General features: G+C 76.2%; 13 protein-coding genes. 7 read left to right on the top strand and 6 right to left on the bottom strand.

From position 1 onward, the window contains the following. Positions 1-19: 19 nt before the first annotated feature. Positions 20-1651 carry a hypothetical protein gene (locus tag ACGFXC_RS18070; RefSeq protein ID WP_393713862.1) on the bottom strand — a complete coding sequence of 544 codons (1632 nt, stop codon included), beginning with the start codon at positions 1649-1651 and terminating at the stop codon, positions 20-22. A 50-nt stretch (positions 1652-1701) separates the two neighbouring features. Further along, entirely contained in the window at positions 1702-1896 is a 195-nt protein-coding gene (locus ACGFXC_RS18065) for a hypothetical protein (RefSeq protein WP_385003971.1), read from the bottom strand. A 332-nt stretch (positions 1897-2228) separates the two neighbouring features. On the opposite strand from ACGFXC_RS18065, the gene ACGFXC_RS18060 reads away from it, so the two are divergent. Both ACGFXC_RS18060 and ACGFXC_RS18055 read left to right on the top strand, forming a co-directional pair. Continuing rightward, positions 2229-2642 carry an ankyrin repeat domain-containing protein gene (locus ACGFXC_RS18060; protein ID WP_393713861.1) on the top strand — a complete coding sequence of 138 codons (414 nt, stop codon included), beginning with the start codon at positions 2229-2231 and terminating at the stop codon, positions 2640-2642. A 340-nt stretch (positions 2643-2982) separates the two neighbouring features. Further along, positions 2983-4380, top strand: coding sequence for a HEAT repeat domain-containing protein (locus ACGFXC_RS18055; RefSeq protein WP_393713859.1), 1398 nt, complete (start codon positions 2983-2985; stop codon positions 4378-4380). 26 nt (positions 4381-4406) lie between these two features. On the opposite strand, the gene ACGFXC_RS18050 is transcribed toward ACGFXC_RS18055, so the two are convergent. Genes ACGFXC_RS18050 through ACGFXC_RS18040 form a run of 3 tightly spaced genes read right to left on the bottom strand, consistent with a single transcriptional unit; the run spans position 4407 to position 6681 of the window. After that, a complete protein-coding gene (locus ACGFXC_RS18050) occupies positions 4407-5273 on the bottom strand; it encodes a biotin-dependent carboxyltransferase family protein (RefSeq protein WP_393714571.1) in 867 nt (288 codons plus the stop codon). A gap of 5 nt (positions 5274-5278) precedes the next feature. Continuing rightward, positions 5279-5896: an allophanate hydrolase subunit 1 gene (locus ACGFXC_RS18045; RefSeq protein ID WP_393713858.1), complete on the bottom strand. Its 618-nt coding sequence runs from the start codon at positions 5894-5896 to the stop codon at positions 5279-5281. Beyond that, positions 5893-6681 carry a LamB/YcsF family protein gene (locus ACGFXC_RS18040; RefSeq protein ID WP_393713856.1) on the bottom strand — a complete coding sequence of 263 codons (789 nt, stop codon included), beginning with the start codon at positions 6679-6681 and terminating at the stop codon, positions 5893-5895. Before ACGFXC_RS18040 ends, ACGFXC_RS18045 begins: the two co-directional genes overlap by 4 nt. A 63-nt stretch (positions 6682-6744) precedes the next feature. Here ACGFXC_RS18040 and ACGFXC_RS18035 point away from each other — a divergent pair, with 63 nt between their 5' ends. The 3 genes from ACGFXC_RS18035 to ACGFXC_RS18025 all read left to right on the top strand — a co-directional run bounded on the left by ACGFXC_RS18035 (position 6745) and on the right by ACGFXC_RS18025 (position 14234). Continuing rightward, positions 6745-8295: a hypothetical protein gene (locus ACGFXC_RS18035; RefSeq protein WP_393713855.1), complete on the top strand. Its 1551-nt coding sequence runs from the start codon at positions 6745-6747 to the stop codon at positions 8293-8295. A 229-nt stretch (positions 8296-8524) separates the two neighbouring features. Continuing rightward, entirely contained in the window at positions 8525-9427 is a 903-nt protein-coding gene (locus ACGFXC_RS18030) for a hypothetical protein (RefSeq protein ID WP_393713853.1), read from the top strand. A 73-nt stretch (positions 9428-9500) separates the two neighbouring features. Further along, positions 9501-14234, top strand: coding sequence for a hypothetical protein (locus tag ACGFXC_RS18025; protein WP_393713851.1), 4734 nt, complete (start codon positions 9501-9503; stop codon positions 14232-14234). 45 nt (positions 14235-14279) lie between these two features. On the opposite strand, the gene ACGFXC_RS18020 is transcribed toward ACGFXC_RS18025, so the two are convergent. Further along, complete coding sequence (locus ACGFXC_RS18020) at positions 14280-14606, bottom strand: hypothetical protein (RefSeq protein ID WP_393713849.1); 327 nt, start codon at positions 14604-14606, stop codon at positions 14280-14282. Positions 14607-14975: 369 nt separating this feature from the next. On the opposite strand from ACGFXC_RS18020, the gene ACGFXC_RS18015 reads away from it, so the two are divergent. Further along, positions 14976-17915: a nitrate- and nitrite sensing domain-containing protein gene (locus ACGFXC_RS18015; RefSeq protein ID WP_393713847.1), complete on the top strand. Its 2940-nt coding sequence runs from the start codon at positions 14976-14978 to the stop codon at positions 17913-17915. Further along, positions 17912-18349 (top strand): roadblock/LC7 domain-containing protein, encoded by a 438-nt coding sequence (locus tag ACGFXC_RS18010; protein ID WP_393713845.1) that lies wholly within the window; start codon positions 17912-17914, stop codon positions 18347-18349. Before ACGFXC_RS18015 ends, ACGFXC_RS18010 begins: the two co-directional genes overlap by 4 nt. Positions 18350-18352 lie beyond the last annotated feature (3 nt).

Genomic DNA, 18352 nt, shown 5'->3' with positions numbered 1-18352 from the left:
GGGCGCTCGCGGGGCGGTCCTACGGGGCTTCCGCCGGGACCTCCGCCGGGGCCCCGGGTGCCTGCGGCGCGTCGGCGGCGGGGCCCTGGGCCTGGAGCAGGTCGGACGCGGTCGCGCCGCCCGGCCCGCCGTCCCCGGCCGGGGTCCGGCGCTCGGGGAGCAGCTCCAGCACGGCCTGGCGGTGTCCGGGATGGGTGCCGTCGTCGTACGGGTCCGGGGTGGCCGGGACCTGGAGCCGGTGCACTGGCCCGGTGCCGAGCCGGGCGTACCCGCGGCCCGGCGGCAGCTGCGCGGGCGGGGTGGTGTGCGGGGGGAGCCCGAGGACGTCGGTGATCTGCTGGGGCGCCGCCGGTCCGAGGACGACCCGGGCCCGGGTGTGCTGCCAGACGGCGTCGTGCAGCAGCTCCAGGTGGTCGAACTGCTCGGCGACCACCACCGTGATGTGCGCGGCGCGCCCGTGCCGCAGCGGCACCTGGAGCTGGGCCAGGGGGTCGGGGCGGCCGTCGGCGGCCGCGAGGTGCGCCAGCACGCTGGGCCGGTCGAGCAGGATCCACAGCGGCCGCCTGGAGTCCTCGGGGGCCTGGCTGCCGGATTCGCGCGCCCGGTGGGTAGCGATCAGGCGGCGCTGCGTCTCGTGGGCGGCCCATTCGAGGGTGGCCAGGGCTCCGGTCGGGCCGCACTCGACGGCGAGGACTCCCTCGCGGCCGGCCAGGCAGGCGTACTCGCCGCTGCCGCCGCCCTCGACGATCATGACGTCGCCGCCGTGGCGCAGGGCCTGGAGCGCGATGGAGCGCAGCAGGGTGGAGGTGCCGCCGCCGGGCTGGCCGACGGCCAGCAGGTGCGGTTCGGCCGAGCGGGGGCCGGTCCTCCAGATCACCGGCGGCACGTCGCGGGGCTCGTCGCCCTCGATCACGGGCAGGGTGCGCTGCACGCCCTGGGGGTCGGTGAAGCCGAGGACGGTTTCGCCGGGCGAGGTCACGAAGGGCTGGGCGGCGATCCCGGTGGGCAGTGCCGCCAGCACGCGCAGGTCGAGGTGGTTGCCCTCCTCGTCCCAGTCGAAGCGGTACTCCCGTCCGCGTCCGGACTTGGCGTGCAGCAGGGCCTCGATCCGGGCCCGGGAGGCGGCCTCGCCGTCGGTGAAGTAGGCCGGGTAGCGGATCCGCAGCCGGGTGACGCGGCCCGCCGCGTCGAAGGCGTAGTCGCTGAAGGCCTCGTCCCAGCCGCCGCCGTGCGCGAAGAGCGGACTGGGGTCCTCCGGGATGGAGAAGTACGGCACGAGGGCCTCGTAGAGGGAGCCCAGCCGTTCGGTCTCGGCGTCGCTCGGCCCGGTCTTCACCGGGGTGCGGTCGCGCCCCTGCCAGGCCGCCGCCGCCATGAGGGTGAGGAGGGCGCCGAGGGGGCCGTAGGGGAGGAGGGCGACCGCGAGGACGACGGCGGCTCCCAGGAACAGCGCGGGACCGCGCTTGTCCTTGGGGGTGGACGCCCACCGGCGCCGCCCGGCCGCGGCCAGGACGCGCAGGCCGCGCCCGATGGTGAGGAGCGGATGGAGGACGTCCGTGGCGCTGTCGGCGGCCGTGCGAGCGAAGTCGCGGCCCCGTGCGAGCGACGCGGTGCCGCTGCTGAGGATTCGGGGGAGTGGGCGCCGGGCCACGGTCGTCTCCTGGAGTTGTGGTGGGGCGGGGGCGGAGAGGTCGGGGCGGTCTAGAGCTTGATCCCGCCGAGCAGGCTCGCGAGGCTCGCCGTACTCGCCGTGATGCTCGGGGCGATGGCGGAGCCGGCGAGGAAGAAGCCGAAGAGCGCGCAGACGATCGCGTGCGTCGCCTTCATGCCGTCCTTCTTGAAGAAGAGGAAGCAGATGATGCCGAGCAGGACGACACCTGAAATGGACAGGACCATGAGCAGTTCTCCTGGTGGGTGGGGACGGTCACCATCAGTACTTCCAGGCTCACAGGAAGTATCAATGCGACAAAAGGTGCATACGGGTGAATCCGCTGGATTTTCACTTGACCGGCCCACTCCGGCTGGCGCGTCCGCCGCCCGGGGTGTGGGGACCCGGGCGAGGGGCATCCTTGCCGCGGTCCGTGCCCGTCATGTCCGGTGCCGGGCGCTACCCTGTCGATTCACCCGTACGGACGCAGTGCCGTGCACCCCCCTGCCCGCCCGGCCTGGGGAAACTCTTGCCGAAAGCGGCGAGCGATACGAGCAGCGAGTGAAAGGCGGCACCACCGATGAGCGAGCACCAGGACGACGCGGCCGACGCTCCCGACGCGGACGTCATCGAGCTGGCCACCAAGATCTTCGACCTCGCCCGTCAGGGTGAGACCGCGGCACTGACCGCCTACCTCGACGCCGGGGTCCCCGCCAACCTCACCAACGACCGCGGCGACACCCTCGTGATGCTCGCCGCCTACCACGGCCACGCCGACGCCGTCACCGCCCTGCTGGCGCGCGGCGCCGAGGCCGACCGCGCCAACGACCGCGGCCAGACCCCGCTCGCCGGAGCCGTCTTCAAGGGCGAGGAGGCCGTCATCCGCGCGCTGCTCGCCGGCGGGGCCGACCCGAACGCCGGAACCCCCTCCGCCGTGGACACGGCGCGCATGTTCGCCAAGGCCGACCTGCTGGAACTCTTCGGAGCCAAGTAGTCCGTTTTTTTCCGGGCCCCGCCCGGCCAGGACCGGGCCGAGACCTCACGGCTTGGTCACGGCGGCCTTAAATGTGGTCGCGGCGCACAAACCGCCTGGGTCATCATGGCGACGGATTCGATTCGCGAACATGACGGACGGGCAGGAGCGGGCTGGACACCACGGGCGTCCACACCCATCCCTGCCGCCCCGGCCGGCACAGCGCGAAGCACCGACGAGAGTGAGAAGGCAATGGTCTACATCGAGCGGAACATGACGGCGGACGTCCTCACATGCTGTTACGCGGCCCTGTGAATCCCGATTCCCGGTTGCGTCCCCAGCTTGATTTGAGGCCATTCCCATGTTCGAACCAGTCATAGCGCCGAGCGGTACCCTGCTCGGGCTCCTCCAGCGCGGCCGCGGCGACGGCACGCTGCACGCCCTCGCGGCGCCCCGGCCCGAGGCCCTCGCGGCCCTGGACCAGTGCGTGCTCGGCGACCCGCGCCAGGACTGGCAGGTGGAGAACCGCTCCCTGTACTACGCCAGGCTGTACCTGGACCTCGACGGCCCCCTCGGCGAGATCGAGGCGCACCTCTTCGGCGCCGACGACCTCGTCGACGAGGACGAGCACCGGACGGGGCTCGCCCTGTCCGTCCTCGGCCACCTCGCCTCGTACGGCCGCGCCGACGCGCTCATGCTGCTGCGCCGCTACGCGGCCTCCGGCGCCAACTGGTCCTGGGCCCTGGACGAACTCGCCCTGCGCGACGACGACGAGGGGCTGCGCTCCCTCGCCGACCCCGTTCTCGCCCGCTTCCCCGCCACCGCCGAGGGCGGGGCGCGGCTGGCCGCCGCCGTCCGCGACGCCTACGAGCCCCGGCCGTGGTGCCTGTGGGAGGAGACCCCGCGCTACGGGGAGCGCCTGCGCGCCGCCCGCCAGCAGGGCTCCTTCGACCGCTGGCAGCGCCAGCTGACCCCCAGCGGCCCCCGGCCCGGCTGGGGCGTCCAGGCCGTCTTCGACTGGGCCGCCGACGGCCTGCGCCGCGGCACCCCGCTGCACGTCCCCGCCGCGCGCTGTCTCGCCGCCGTGGCCGGGCCCGAGGACCGCTCCGCGATCCTCGCGGCCGCCGCCGGAGCCGACGGCGAGGCCGCCCGGGCCACCGCCCTGCACCACCTGGTCCTCGCCGAACCGGAGAACCCGGCCGTCCTGGACCTCATCGAAGCCGCCGCGGACGAACCCGCGGTGGCCGCATACGAGCGCATGTGCGGCCCGGCCGCCCTGGACCGGGCCCGGATGTGGGTGCACCGCCCCGACGCCCTCGGAGCGGCCGCCGCGGCCCTCCTCGCGGCCCGCGGCGGAGCCGACGACGCCGGCCTGGTGCTCGGCGCCCTGCGCTCCACCGTCCGCGGCTCCGGCCCGGACTCCGTCCGGCTCTTCACCCTCGTCGACGGCGCCGGCCGGCTCGCCATCGGCTGCGCGGCACCGGTGCTGCGCCACATCTACCGCGAAACCGCCTCCTCGCACCTGCGCGGCCGCGCCGCCCGCGCCCTGGCCGGCACGGACCCCGCCTTCGGGGCCGGCTTCGCCGTCGAATGCCTCTGGGACTGCGAGGAGACCACCCGCGAAGTGGCGGCCCGCCACGCCGAGACGGCCGACGCTCGCGTCGCCCCGCGCCTGCGCCGGCTGGCGGCGGACCCGGCGGAGGAAGAGGACGTCCAGTCGGCGGTCCGCAGCCGCATCACCCCGGAGTCGGCGGTGTAGGTCCGGGGGAACACGGGCCGCGGGGTTCACCCCGCGGCCCCCGCCGCCACGAACCTCACCCCCAGCCCGGGCCTGGCCTGGGCCGCCGCGTCCAGGGCCGGGCCCGGCGGGACCACGCCGACCACCGGATAGCCGCCCGTCACCGGGTGGTCGGCCAGGAACACCACCGGCAGGCCGTCCGGGGGAACCTGCACCGCGCCCAGCACCATCCCCTCGCTCGGCAGTTCACCCGGCCGGGAGCGGGCCAGCGGCGGCCCCGCCTCCGTGCGCAGGCCGATCCGGTTCGAAGCCGCCGCCACCCGGTAGCGCGCGGACAGCAGCCGGGCCAGCGAGTCCCGCGTGAACCAGTCGGCCCGGGGCCCCGTCCGCAGGGGCAGCACCAGCTCCGCCGGGGCCCCCGGCAGCGCCGGTACGTCCGCCCCGGACACCGGATCCGGGCCGGGCGGGCCCACCGGCAGCACCGTGCCCGCCACCAGGGGCGGCGGCCCGAGCCCCGAGAGCAGGTCCGCCGCGCGGCTGCCCAGCACCGGCGGGACGGCGAACCCGCCCCGCACGGCGACGTAGCCGCGCAGCCCCGACTCCGCCCGGCCCACGTCCAGCTCCGCCCCCGCCCGCAGCCGCACCGGCGCACCCCAGGCCGCCGGGCGCCCGCAGATCCGTACCGCGCAGGGCGCCCCGGTGACGGCCACCGTGACCGCGGTCAGGGCGCGCAGGGCGACCCCGTCGAAGGTGGTCTCCAGGGTGGCCGCGCCGGCCGGGTTGCCCAGCAGCCGGTTGGCCAGGGCGTGCGCGGCCGTGTCCAGGGCGCCCGAACGGGGGACGCCCAGGTGCGCGTACCCGGGACGCCCCAGGTCCTGGACGGTGGTCAGCGCGCCCGCCCGCAGCACCAGCAGCCCGCTCACGCCCCCGCCTCCGTGAACCGCACCCGCACCCCGGGCGCGAACAGCGCCGCCGGCTCCCGCGCCGGGTCCCAGAGCACCGTGTCGGTGGAGCCGATCAGCTGCCAGCCGCCGGGGGAGGAGCGCGGGTAGACCCCCGCGTACTCCCCGGCCAGCGCCAGCGACCCCGCCGGGACGGCCGTACGGGGCGTGGCGCGGCGGGGCAGGCGCAGCCGCTCCGGCAGCCCGGTCAGGTAGCCGAAGCCGGGGGCGAACCCGCAGAAGGCCACCCGGAAGACGATGCCCCCGACCAGCCCGGGCACCTCACGCGGCCCGACCCCCCAGCGCCCCGCCACCTCCGCGAGGTCCGGCCCGTCGTACCGCACCGGGACGGTGACCAGCGGTCCCTCGTCCCGCGCGAGCGGCGCGAGCGACCAGCCCGCGATCCGCGCCGCCAGCGCCCGCGGCCGGGCCACCCCGTCCAGCAGCACCGTCCGCGCGGCGGGCACCACCTCCCGTACGGCGCCCAGCTCGCCCGCGTCCCGGCGGCGCAGCAGCTCGGCGTGGAGCGCGGCCACCTCGTCCGCCGAGTCCACCTCCACCAGCAGCGCCCCGTCGCCCACCACCAGCGTCCTCATGCGAAGGCCTCCACCCGCACCCCGGCCGCGCCGAGGCCCGCGCGCACCCGGCGGGCCAGCTCCGCCGCGCCCGGGGTGTCCCCGTGCAGGCACAGCGAGCGGGCCGCCACCGCGATCCGGCTCCCGTCGGCGGCCTCCACCGAGCCCCCCGAGGCCATCCCCACCGCCCGGGCGACCACCGCGTCCGGATCGTGGATCACGGCCCCCGGCTCGCGCCGCGGCACCAGCGTCCCGGCCGCCGTGTAGGCCCGGTCGGCGAAGGCCTCCGGCACGGCCTCCAGCCCGGCCTCCCCGGCGGCCGCGAGCAGCAGCGACCCGGGCAGCCCGAGCACCGGCAGCCCGGCCGGCCCGGCGGCGAGACGGACGCCGGCCACGACGGCGGCCGCCTGGGCGCCGTCGTGGACCGTGCGGTTGTAGAGGGCGCCGTGCGGCTTCACGTACGACACCCGGGATCCGGCGGCGCGCGCGAACACCTCCAGCGCCCCGATCTGGTAGGCGGTCTCGTCCGCAAGTTCCTCCGGCGGCACGTCCATGGCACGCCGCCCGAAGCCGGCCAGGTCGCGGTACGACACCTGCGCGCCGATCCGTACGCCGCGCGCGGCCGCCAGCTCGCAGACGCGGCGCATGACCGACGGATCGCCCGCGTGGAAGCCGCAGGCCACGTTGGCGCTCGTGACGACCGACAGCAGCGCCTCGTCGTCGGTCAGCGTCCACCGCCCGAAGCCCTCGCCCAGGTCGGCGTTGAGGTCGATCGCGGCCGCGGGAGGTGTGATCATGGAAGCCATGCGGCGAGCGTAGAACAGGCCGCCCCCGCGCCCGCACGACGGCGGGGACGATCCGGCCGAACCATGCCGTTTGGGTTGTTGTCCGTGTCACCGCCTAGTCTTTCCGTCGTGACTCTCCCCGCCCCGGCGAAGACCCTTCCGTCCCCGGCGCCGGGCCCGGCCGCCGACGAGGGCCTGGCCCGGCGGCTGCGCGCCCTCGCCTGCACCGCCCCGCTGCACGACCTCGACGTACGCAAGGCCAACCTGGCCGGCGAGTACGGGGTCTACGCCATGGCCGAGGTCGCGCTGTCCGCGATCGACCTCGTCACGCTCAACATGGACTTCGACACCGGCGCCGACCACGATCAGATGGTGGCCCGTCTGCTGCCGCGCGTCGCCGCCCAGGCCCCGCACCGCCCGGCCGCCGAGCACGAGCGCGTCGCGCGCTGGGTGCTGGAGAACCTGGTCAACGTGGGCAGCGTGGACCGCGGCTTCCGCGCGATCTATGGCACCTTCGGCCCGGACGGCGTGTACGTGCGCCGCGACTACGACTTCAAGCTGATCGAGGAGGTCCCGGGCTACGGCGGCGCCGTCTACCTGCGCACCACCGACGAGGCCGTCAACGTCCTGGTCGGCGCCCTCGACACCGATGTCACCAGCGCGCAGATCGCCGCCGAGGTCAAGCTGGAGGTGCTGATCAGCCGCGGCCGCCTCGCGGACGCCCAGCTCGCCGCCGAGCAGGCCCGCTACCGCACCGTCCAGTACGCCGAGACGCTGCGCCGCACCCTCGACGCGACCCGGCGCAACGTCCGCGCGGTGGACTGGCTGGAGACCGTGCCGGACATGATCGCCGAGGCCCTGGAGCACGTCGCCGACCGCTACCGGCACGAGAACGCCATCCTCACCAACATCCGCAAGGCCCGCGACGAGGCGGAGGACCCCGACAACAAGCGGCGCGCCGCCGAACTCGTCGACATCGTCAAGGACTGCATCCGCCGCCACACCCAGCTGCAGTCCCGGCTGCTGGACGCCGGCCCGCTCTTCCGCGCCGAACAGGACCGGCAGGCCTTCGCCGCGCCCGCCCCGCGCTCCGGCATCGACCTCTACGGCCAGCTCGTCGCCCCCGTGCTGCCGCTGCCGCTGGAGCGGGCCGTCCGGGTCACCGACGCCTTCTTCGCGGCGGGCACCGGCCTGCGCACCCCCGTCTCGGTGCGGGTCGCCGACCTGGTGGAGATCCTGCTGACGCCGCCCGTGGAGCGGGAGCACCTGGGCGCGGAGATGCCGGAGCCCGACCTGATCGCCACCCCCGACGACAGCCGCTTCAGCGAGGAGCAGCTCGCCGCCGCGAACCGCCTCCTCGACCTCCCGCACGACGCCCCGCGCCGGCTGTCCGGGCTGCTCGCCGAGGCCCGCCTGGCCGACCCGGAACTGCCCTACCTGGTGGCGCTGCTGGCCGTGCACGCGGCGAGCCCGGCCGTGGGCACGGCGTACCGCCAGGGCGAGGAGCGGATGCTGTTCGCGGTGGACGACGGCACCCGGCTCGACGACCCGGAGTTCGGCGGCGCGGACCTCATCGTCGGCACCGCCCTGCTGGACGCCGCCGGCATGGCGGCGGCCCGCTCGGAGGCGGCATGACACCCCCGGCCCCGGCCCGGCTCCTCGCCCCGGCCCCGGCCCGGGCCGCCGCGCCGGTTGCCCCGCCCGCGGCCCGGGCTCCGGGCGCGGCCGTGGCCGGCGTTCCACCACCGGGCCGCTTCACATCCCCCGTCCGCGACCTCCGGGCCGTCCGGGCCGGGACGCCCGGCGCGGTCCGTCGCCGGACACCCGCAGACCACGTACACCGCACCGCCGAGGAGACCCACCCGTGAGCGACCACCACGCCGAGCATCCCGCGTGGAGCGAGCCCGACGCGCCCTCGGCCCCCGTCGCGCCCGCCCCCGCGGGGTCCCTCACGCCCGCCGACGCCGCCGACGCGGCCCGGCTCGTCGCCTTCGGGCTCCAGCCCAAGCTGCTGCCCGCCCGCGACGCGGAGTACGCCGAACTGCTGCGCCGCTACCGCGAGGAGACCGCCTTCGGGAGGCTCGCCGACGCCGTCGCCACCGGCCTGGGCCTCGTCGTGCTGGAGGTGTCCCCCCGCGCCGGAATGGCCGTCGCCGCGGGCGAGGACTCCGTCTTCGCCGTCCGCATGGGCGACTACGCCCGCCGCACCGCCGCCGACGGCGGCGACCGCTTCCTGCACGGCCTCGCCCACCTCGCCGTCGCCGCCCTCGCCTTCCCGCGCCCCGAGGACCTCGCCGACGACGGCTACATCGGACGCGTCACCGTCAACGGCGTCGACGCCTTCGTCCGCCAGACCTGCCGCCGCCTGGAGGAGCGCGCCGAGCAGCTCGGCGAGAACACCGACCCCGCCACCGACGCCCCCGGCCTGGAGGCCGCCTGGCGGGTCTACGCCCGCCGCAGCGCGACCGGCGCCACCAAGGACGCCCGCCGCCTGGCCGGCTCCACCACCGGCATCGTCGGCAAGGCCGCCGCCTTCCTCACCGAATCCGGCTTCCTCCAGCGGACCGGCGACGACTCCGGCGGCACCTACCGCACCACCCCCCGCTACCAGCTCCAGGTCCGCGACATGGCGGGCAGCGCGGCCATGGCCGAACTCCTGGAACTGGGCGTCGTCCCCGTCGGCGACGGCACCGCCACCCTCCTGCCGCCGCCCGAGGGCGACGACCTGGAGCTCGCCGCCGACGCCGGCCTGCCCTTCCACGCCTGAGGCCCGCGCCCCGCGCCGCGCCCCGCGCACCGATCCCCGTACGCACCACGAGAGACCGCGAGAACCCGCCGCCATGTACGAGCTGTCCCGGATCCGCCTCTACTCCATCGGGCCCGCCGGCGCACGCTACGCCGACACCGTGCTCGACCTGCGCGGAGTCGGCGAGCCGGTGCCCCACCCGGCTCCCGCGCAGGCGGAGTTCTTCGAGGAGGAGCCCACCGGCCCGCCCCGGCGTCCCGCGCCCGCGGGCGTGCTCTTCCTGGAGAACGGCGGCGGCAAGTCCGTCCTGCTGAAGCTGATCTTCTCGGTGATGCTCCCGGGCCACCGCAACACCCTCGGCGGCGCCAGCTCCGGCGTGCTGCGCAAGTTCCTGCTCGCCGACGACTGCGGCCACGTCGCCCTGGAGTGGCAGCACACCCAGACCGGCGAGTGCGTCGTCGTCGGCAAGGTCAGCGAATGGCGCGGCCGCCAGGTGTCCAACGACCCCCGCAAGTTCGCCGAGGCCTGGTACTCCTTCCGGCCCGGCCCGGGCCTGGGCCTGGACAACCTCCCCGTCGCCGAGGCCACGTCCGTGCGCCCGCCCGCCGAGGGCGCCTCCGGCGCCCAGGGCCGCCGCCGCACCATGAAGGGCTTCCGCGACGCGCTCACCGAGGCCGGCAAGGCCTACCCGCACCTGGAGGTGTACTGGGAGGAGATCCACGACCGCTGGAACGAGCACCTCACCGAACTCGGCCTCGACCCCGAACTCTTCCGCTACCAGCGCGAGATGAACGCCGACGAGGGCGAGGCCGCGGGCCTCTTCGCGGTCAAGAAGGACTCCGACTTCACCGACCTGCTGCTGCGCGCCGTCACCGACACCCGCGACACCGACGGCCTCGCCGACCTGGTCCACGGCTTCGGCAACAAGCTGGGCCGCCGCGCCGAGCTGATGGCCGAACGCGATTTCACCGCCGGCTCCGTGGACCTGCTCACCCGCATCGTCGAGGCCGCCGGGAGCCGCTCCCGGCTGCGCGACGTCCACGCGGGTGCCGAACGCCGCACCCGCACCCTGGCCCGGCGGCTGTCCGCCCGCGCCGCCGCGGAACGCGGCCGCGCCGCCGACCTCGCCCAGCGCGTCACCGGCGCCGCCCACGAGGTCACCGCCGCCGAGACGCAGCGCACCCGCAGCGCCGCCGTCTCCGCCGAACTCGCCTACCGGCACGCCTCGCTGGCCCTGGCCGTCGCCGACAAGGCCGCCGCCGCCCAGCGCCGCGAACTCCTCGAAGCACGCACCCTGCACTCCGCCTGGCAGGCCGCCGAGACCGTCCTGCGCCACCGGGCCGCCGCCGACGGCTCCGCCCGGGTCGCCGCCGCGATCCTGGAGGCGGAGCGGGACGCCGCCCCGGCCCTCGCCGCGCGCGCCACGGCCGCCGGGGAGCTGGTACGGGCCCTGCACACCGCCGCCGAGCAGGGCGAACGCCGCGCCAACGAGGAGGAGGAGCGTTCCGCGGGCCTCCAGGACATCGGCGAGAGCGCCCACCGTGACGCCACGGCCGCCGCCACCGCCGCCCAGCGCGCCCGCAGCGAGGCCGAACACCTGCGGGCCCGCCTCGCCGAGGTCGAGCAGGAGACCGCCGAGGCCGTGAAGGCGGGCTGGCTCGACGACACCGAGCCCGACGCCGACCCGGCCCGCGCCGCGCTGGCCGCCAGCGACGCCGAGAAGGCCGCCGTCGCCGCCTGGGACGAGGCCCGCGAGTCCGCCCGCGCCGCGGCCGACGCCGCCCGCGCGGCCGCCGCCGCCGAATCCCGCGCCGAACTCACCGCCGCCCGGGCCGCCGACGCCGCGAGCGCCGCCGAAGCCGCCCACGACGCCGAGGAGCGGGCGGCCGCCGCCCTGGCCGCCGCGCCCCGCCTGGCGGAGCTGCTGGGCCTCCCGTCGGCCCCCGACACCTTCCTGCCGCGCCCGCGCGGGGGCGCGGCCGCCACGGGCACCCCCGCCCGGGCCGCCGACGCGGGCGCCGCCTCCCCGGACGCCGCCGCGGGCGCCGTCGCCGGGCAGCCGGGCGCCGCCCGCTCCACGGCCCCGGGCGCCGTCGCGGTCGCCGGCCTCACCGTCGCCGACCTGGACCGGGGCTCCGACGAACTGCTGCGGATGCTGGCCGACACCGTCGGCTCCGCCGAACGCCAGCTGTTCGAGCTGCGCACCGCCGCCGCCGACGACGCCCGCATCCTCGGCGCCCTCGGCGACGGCGGACTGCTGCCGCCCGGCCCCGACGTCCTGGCCACCGTCGAGCACCTCGGCGAGCACGGCATCCCGGCCCTGCCCGGCTGGCGCTACCTCGCGCAGGCGGTCGACCCCGCCGACCACGCCGCCGTGCTGGCCGCCCGCCCCGAACTCGTCGACGGCGTCGTCATCACCGACCCCGGCGCCCACCAGCGCGCCCGCGAGGTGCTCTCCGCCGCGGCGCTGCTGCCCCGCTCCGCCGTCGCCGTCGGCACCGCCGCCGCGCTGCTGGCCCCGGCACCCCCCGTGGACGGCGATCCGGCCGCCTCCGGCGTCTTCATCGTCTCGCCGAACCCGGCCATGCACGACGAGCAGGCCGCCGACGAGGAGCGCCAGGCCCTGCGCGCCCGGGCCACCGCCCGCGACACCGAGATCCGCGAACTCGCCGCCCGGCTCTCCGGCGACCGCGAACTCGCCGCCCGGCTCGCCTCCTGGCGCACCGGCTGCCCGCCCGGCCGGCTCACCGAACTCGCCGCGCACGCCGCCGCGGCCCGTTCCTTCGCCGAGGAGACCGACACCGAACTCGCGGAGGCCCGTACCGCCCGCGCCGAGGCCGACGAGGCCTCCGCCGACGCCACCCGGGTCCGCGACGAACGTCAGGACACCGCCCAGCGGGCCCGCCGCGCCGCCGACCTCCTCTCCGGCCTCGCCCACCGGCTGCGCGAACGCTCCGGCTGGCAGGCCAGGGTCCGTGAACTCGCCGACGAGGCCGCCGAGTCCGAGGCCCGCGCCGAAGCCTGCCTGGACCGGGCCCGGGCCGCCGACGAGGACCGCCGGGCCGCCCAGCGCGCCGCCGACGACGCCCGCCGCACCGCCCGCGCCCTGCGCGCCGAACGCGCCGACATCGCCGGCGCCCCCGACCAGCTCCCCGACGAGGACGCCCCGCGCGCCCCGCTCCCCGACCTGCGCGAGGCCTACCGCGCCGCCTCCCGGCTCTACGAGAAGGTCGGCGTCGGCGCGGACCTGCGCGCCGAACAGGCCCGCGCCGAGAGCGACGAGAGCGCCGCGCTCGCCGAACTCGACCGCCTCACCAACAAGGTCCGCACCCGCGCCGCCCAGCTCCTCGAAGGCACCGACGGGGCCGACGGCCCCTCCCGGCAGGCCGCGGCCGCCCGCGCCGAGGCCCTCGTACAGATGCTGGAGTCCCGGGCGTCCACCGCGAGCGAGCAGCTCGGCCGGCTGCGCGGCGAGGCCGAACGGCACGCCCCGGCCGACGGCGACGCCCACACCGAGCTCCCCGGCGAACTGGTCCCCGCCGACGCCGAACAGGCCCAGGGCCTGCTGCGCACGGCCACCGCCCAACTGGCCGCGCAATCCGCCGCCGTGGAGTCGGCCCGGGCCGCCCACGCCGAGCTGCTGCGCGCCCACCGGACCGCCGAGGACGGCGCCGGCGGCTTCGAGGAGACCGGCGCCCTCCTGCGGGACCTGCTGCGCGACCACACCCACCCCGACCACACCGCCGAGCAGGAGCCGGTGGCGCACCCGGGCAGCCTGGAGGAGGCCCGCCAGTCCGCCACCGAGGCCCGCCGCTCCCTGCGCGGCTGCGCGGCCGACCTCTCGGCCGCCGAGTCCGCGCTGCGGGAGGCGAGCGACGTCCTCGTCCGGCACGCCAACGCGACCCGCTACGAACAGGTACGCACCCCCGCGCGCCAGCAGATCCGCGAACTGCCCGCCTCGGCACTGCCCGAGCACGCCGCCGCCTGGGCCACCGCGTTCGCCCCCCGGCTGCGCGTCCTCACCGACGAGCTCGCCCAGCTGGAGCGCAACCGCGACAGCATCGTCGACCGGCTGCGCGGACTCGTCGAATCGGCCCTGGCCACCCTGCGGTCCGCGCAGCGCCTGTCGCAGCTGCCCGAAGGCCTGGGGGAGTGGTCGGGGCAGGAGTTCCTGCGCATCCGCTTCGAGGAGCCCGACCAGGCCACCCTCACCGAGCGGCTGGGCGAGGTCATCGACGAGGCGACCCGCGCGGCCGTCAAGAAGAACAGCGCCGCCTCCTTCGGCGAGGGCGGCCGCCGCGACGGCATGTCCCTGCTGCTGCGCGGCGTCCAGGCGGCGCTGGAGCCCAAGGGCATCGCCGTCGAGATCCTGAAGCCGGACGCGGTGCTGCGCGCCGAACGGGTGCCGGTCGGGCAGATGGGCGACGTCTTCTCCGGCGGACAGCTGCTGACCGCCGCCATCGCGCTGTACTGCACCATGGCGGCGCTGCGCAGCAACGACCGGGGGCGCGACAAGCACCGGCACGCGGGCACGCTGTTCCTGGACAATCCGATCGGCCGCGCGAACGCCACCTACCTGCTGGAGCTCCAGCGGGCCGTCTCGGACGCCCTCGGCGTGCAGCTGCTCTACACGACGGGCCTGTTCGACACCACGGCGCTGGCCGAGTTCCCGCTGGTCATCCGGCTGCGCAACGACGCCGACCTGCGGGCGGGCCTGAAGTACATCAGCGTCGAGGAGCACCTGCGCCCGGGACTGCCGCAGCCGTCGCCGGAGGGCGAGACGATCCACGGCGAGATCACGGCGACCCGCATGTTCCGCCGCTCCTGACCGCCGGCCGTTCCTGACCGCCACCCGGCGGCGGTCAGGAGCGGCTCAGCGCCGTCGGGCCCCCGCCGCGCTGCTGGGCTGGGACAGGACCCCGTGGCGCTGGCGCCACATCTGGCGGGTGATCCACACGTCCAGCACCGCCCAGGTGGCCACCACCGTCCCGGCTATGCCGATGAGCACCATCGGCAGGGCCAGCCAGGAGCCGGTCACCGCGAGGAAGAAGGTGACCGTGGCCTCCGTCAGGGTCACCGCCACCACCAGGAGCGCCCGTACCGCGCTGCCGCGCACCGGGTCGGGCATGCGGTACCGGCGGGCCGGTTCCTCCACCCACAGGCCCCGGGCCGCCCCGCCGTCCTCTTCGTACATCCTCATGGTCCGCTCACTTTCCCGCCGGGCGGCCCGCCCATGCCCGCCGGTACCCGCTCGTGTCCTCGTCCTGTCAGACGTGCGGGGCACCGCGGAGATTCCCGCATCGCGGACGGTTCGAAGATCGCGGAACGAAGAATTCCAGCCATCCATCCGAATGCCGGTACTCACACCCCACCAAGTGTCATCTGCCACATATCGGGCCGGACTTGACCGGAACTATCGGACAACTGGTGATCTTCGTCCGGGGGCCCGGCCGAAAACGTCCGGACACGCCTTCGAAGCCGCTCCGCGGCAGTAGTAGGCTCACGCCGTTTAAATGACGGAACACCGACCCCCGGCAAGGGGGTTGAGCTGGGGGAGGCTGGGGAGGCCATGCGCTTTCGCGGGAAGTCCATCCGCCGGAAGATCGTGGCGTTGCTGTTGGTGCCGCTCGTCTCCCTGACCGCCCTCTGGGGCTTCTCCACGGTCATCACCGGCCGGCAGGCGATCCAGTTGCTCGACGTCGCGTACGTCATCGACAAGGTCGGCTATCCGATCGAGGACGTCGTCCGCGTCATCCAGAAGGAACGCCGCCAGACCCTGGTCGTCATCGGCGACCCCCGGTCCGCCGCCGCGACCGCCGAGCTCACCAAGAGCCGCACCGCCACCGACACGGTGGTCCGCGGCATCACCGCGAACGCCGCGGACCCCGAGGTCGTCGACGAGATCACCCCCCAGACCCGGGCCCGCCTCGACTCCATCCTCGAAGCCTTCCACGGCATCACCGCCCTGCGCCGCTCCGTCGACGGCGGCTCCCTCGACCCGGGTCAGGCCCTGGAGCTCTACAGCCGGCTCGTCGACCCCTGCTACGACTTCCTGATCAACCTCCACGCCCTGGAGGACGTGGAGATGGACAAGCAGGGCCGCGCCCTCGTCGGCGTCACCCGCGCCCGCGAGACCCTTTCGCGCGAGGACGCGGTCATCGCCGCCGCCCTCGCCGCCCGCAACGTCGCCGCCCCCGACGTGCGGCACGTGTCCGACCTCGTCGCGGGCCGCGTCCTGCTGTACGACTTCAACCTCGCGATCCTCCCGGCCGACGACCGCGAGATCTTCGAGCAGTACTGGAAGGGCCCGGAGAGCAAGGCGCTGCGCGACGCGGAGGAACGGTTCATCGCGGCGGGCGCGGGCAAGAACCCGCGCAGCGTCACGGCCGCCCAGTGGGACGAAACCGCCGCCAAGGTCCTCGACGACCTCGCCGCCATGGGCACCGCCGCCGGGGACCGCTACCAAAAGCGCGTCAAGCCCGTCGCGATGACCGTCCTCGTCCAGGCCGCCGTCGCGGGCGTCCTCGGCTTCATCGCCCTCGTCGTCTCCCTCGTCCTGTCCGTCCGCATCGGCCGCGACCTCATCCGCGACCTCTCCCGGCTCCGCAAGGACGCAACCGAGGCCTCCGGCGTCCGCCTGCCCGGCGTGATGCGCCGCCTCGCCGCCGGCGAGACCGTCGACGTGGAGACCGAGGCCCCCCGCCTCGAATTCGAGAAGGACGAGGTCGGCCAGGTCGCCCTGGCCCTCAACAGCCTCCAGCGCGCCGCCGTCGAGGCCGCCGTCAAGCAGGCCGAGCTGCGCCGCGGCGTCTCCGAGGTGTTCGTCAACCTCGCCCGCCGCAACCAGGTGCTCCTGCACCGCCAGCTGACCCTGCTCGACACCATGGAACGGCGCACCGAGGACACCGAGGAGCTCGCCGACCTCTTCCGCCTCGACCACATGACCACCCGCATGCGCCGCCACGCCGAAGGCCTGGTGATCCTCTCCGGCGCCGCGCCCTCCCGCCAGTGGCGCAAGCCCGTCCAGCTGATGGACGTCGTACGGGCCGCCGTCGCCGAGGTCGAGGACTACGAACGCATCGAGGTGCGCCGGCTGCCCCGCCTGGGCATCGAGGGACCGGCCGTCGCCGACGTCACCCACCTCATCGCCGAACTCCTGGAGAACGCCACGGTGTTCTCGCCCCCGCACACCGCGGTCCAGGTCCACGGCGAACGCGTCGCGAACGGCTTCACCCTGGAGATCCACGACCGCGGCCTCGGCATGAACCCCGAGGCGCTCCTCGACGCGAACCTGCGCCTCGCCGAGACCCCCGAATTCGAACTCTCCGACACCGACCGCCTCGGCCTCTTCGTGGTCAGCCGCCTCGCGCGCCGCCACGCCGTGAAGGTCGTCCTCCAGCACAGCCCCTACGGAGGCACCACCGCGGTGGTGTTCCTCCCCGCCGAGCTGCTCACCGAGGCCCCCGACACCAACGGGGCCGGGATCCGCCTCGACGGCATCAAGGGTGCCAAGGGCGCCCCGGGGCTCGTCGGAGCCCAGAGCGCCAAGGCCGTCAAGGGCGCCCCCGCGGCCAAGCTCGCCGGCCGCCCGGTGCACGCGGCCGTGGACCGCCAGGCCCCGCCGCGCCCGCTGCCCCCGGGGGTGCTGAACGGGCCGGTGGAGCTGGAGGCCCCGGCCGGGGCCCTCGGCCTGGACGGGCTGGAGGGCCTGGACGACCCCGCGGGCCTCGACGACGTCGCCCCCGGCATCCCCGGCCTCACCGGGGTCGGCGGCCGCCCGCCGATGGCCACCCTCGACGACGAGACCCCGCCCGGCGGCATCTCCCGCAACGCCCTGCTGGGCCTGCGCGCCGCGGACCGCCCGCACGGGGACCGGCACCCCGAGCGCGGCGCCTGGAAGGGCGACCGGATCGGCGACCGCAGCGCCGACCGCCACCGCGACTGGGAGCGGCCCCAGAGCGCCGCGGCCGAGGGCGACCCCGGCCGTGGCCACACCCGCACCGGCGAGCGCGACCGCGGCCGGGACCCGCTGGCCCCCACCGGCCCGGTCCGCGTCGAGCGCCCCCGGCCGGACCCGGCCCGCCCGGACGCCGCCCCCCGCACCGGGGGGACCGTCCCGCTGCCCCGCCGGCGCACCACCCCGACCCTGGTCGCGGAGCACGGCCGCCGGGTGGACCCCCGGCCCGCGCCCGGCGGCGAGCCCCGCAGCGCCCCGGCGGAGGGCGCCGCTCCGCGGACCGTCCCGGCGGCCCCCGGCGGGCTGCCCCGGCGGGTCCGGCAGGCCAACCTGGCCCCCCAGTTGAAGAACGCCCCGGCCCCCGCCGAGGACCGGGCCCCCGCCCAGCCGATGACCGACCGCGACGCGGAGGACGTGCGCGCGCGCATGTCCGCGCTCCAGCGGGGCTGGACGGCGGGCCGTGACGCACACGCACAGCAGCAGTCCGAGGCCGAGGCCGGCACACCCGCCGCCGACGGTCCCGCGCACGAGAACGAAGGGGACGGTCGATGACCGCACCGCAGACCGGAAACGACACCCGGGGCCGCGGCTCCGGCCCGCTCAACTGGCTCCTCGACGAGCTCGTCGACAAGGTGGGCAGCATCCGCAAGGCGGTGGTCCTCTCCGGCGACGGACTGCCCACCGGCAGCTCCAAGGACCTGACCCGCGAGGACAGCGAGCACCTGGCGGCGGTGGCGTCCGGCTTCCACAGCCTGGCCAAGGGCGTGGGCCGGCACTTCGAGTCGGGCCGGGTCCGCCAGACGGTGGTGGAACTGGACGAGGCGTTCCTGTTCGTGATGGCGGCCGGCGACGGCAGCTGCCTGGCCGTCCTGTCCGACGCCGACTCCGACGTCGGCCAGGTCGCGTACGAGATGACGCTGATGGTCAAGCGCGTCGGCGACCACCTGGCGACCGCCCCGCGCTCCGGGTCGCCAGCCGGAGGGTGAGAC

The organism is Streptomyces sp. NPDC048507 (genome assembly GCF_043199995.1).
Lineage (GTDB): Bacteria > Actinomycetota > Actinomycetes > Streptomycetales > Streptomycetaceae > Streptomyces.
Note: the sequence above shows the minus strand (reverse complement) of the source record. Positions and strands in the feature narration are given on the sequence as shown.

Excerpts from the sequence above, each read along its gene's own strand:
- ACGFXC_RS18035 (WP_393713855.1), top strand. The coding sequence starts at position 6,745 with ATGCCGTTTGGGTTGTTGTCCGTGTCACCGCCTAGTCTTTCCGTCGTG.
- ACGFXC_RS18020 (WP_393713849.1), bottom strand. The coding sequence starts at position 14,606 with ATGAGGATGTACGAAGAGGACGGCGGGGCGGCCCGGGGCCTGTGGGTG.
- ACGFXC_RS18040 (WP_393713856.1), bottom strand. The coding sequence starts at position 6,681 with ATGGCTTCCATGATCACACCTCCCGCGGCCGCGATCGACCTCAACGCC.
- ACGFXC_RS18060 (WP_393713861.1), top strand. The coding sequence starts at position 2,229 with ATGAGCGAGCACCAGGACGACGCGGCCGACGCTCCCGACGCGGACGTC.
- ACGFXC_RS18045 (WP_393713858.1), bottom strand. The coding sequence starts at position 5,896 with ATGAGGACGCTGGTGGTGGGCGACGGGGCGCTGCTGGTGGAGGTGGAC.
- ACGFXC_RS18025 (WP_393713851.1), top strand. The coding sequence starts at position 9,501 with ATGTACGAGCTGTCCCGGATCCGCCTCTACTCCATCGGGCCCGCCGGC.
- ACGFXC_RS18055 (WP_393713859.1), top strand. The coding sequence starts at position 2,983 with ATGTTCGAACCAGTCATAGCGCCGAGCGGTACCCTGCTCGGGCTCCTC.
- ACGFXC_RS18065 (WP_385003971.1), bottom strand. The coding sequence starts at position 1,896 with ATGGTCCTGTCCATTTCAGGTGTCGTCCTGCTCGGCATCATCTGCTTC.
- ACGFXC_RS18015 (WP_393713847.1), top strand. The coding sequence starts at position 14,976 with ATGCGCTTTCGCGGGAAGTCCATCCGCCGGAAGATCGTGGCGTTGCTG.
- ACGFXC_RS18010 (WP_393713845.1), top strand. The coding sequence starts at position 17,912 with ATGACCGCACCGCAGACCGGAAACGACACCCGGGGCCGCGGCTCCGGC.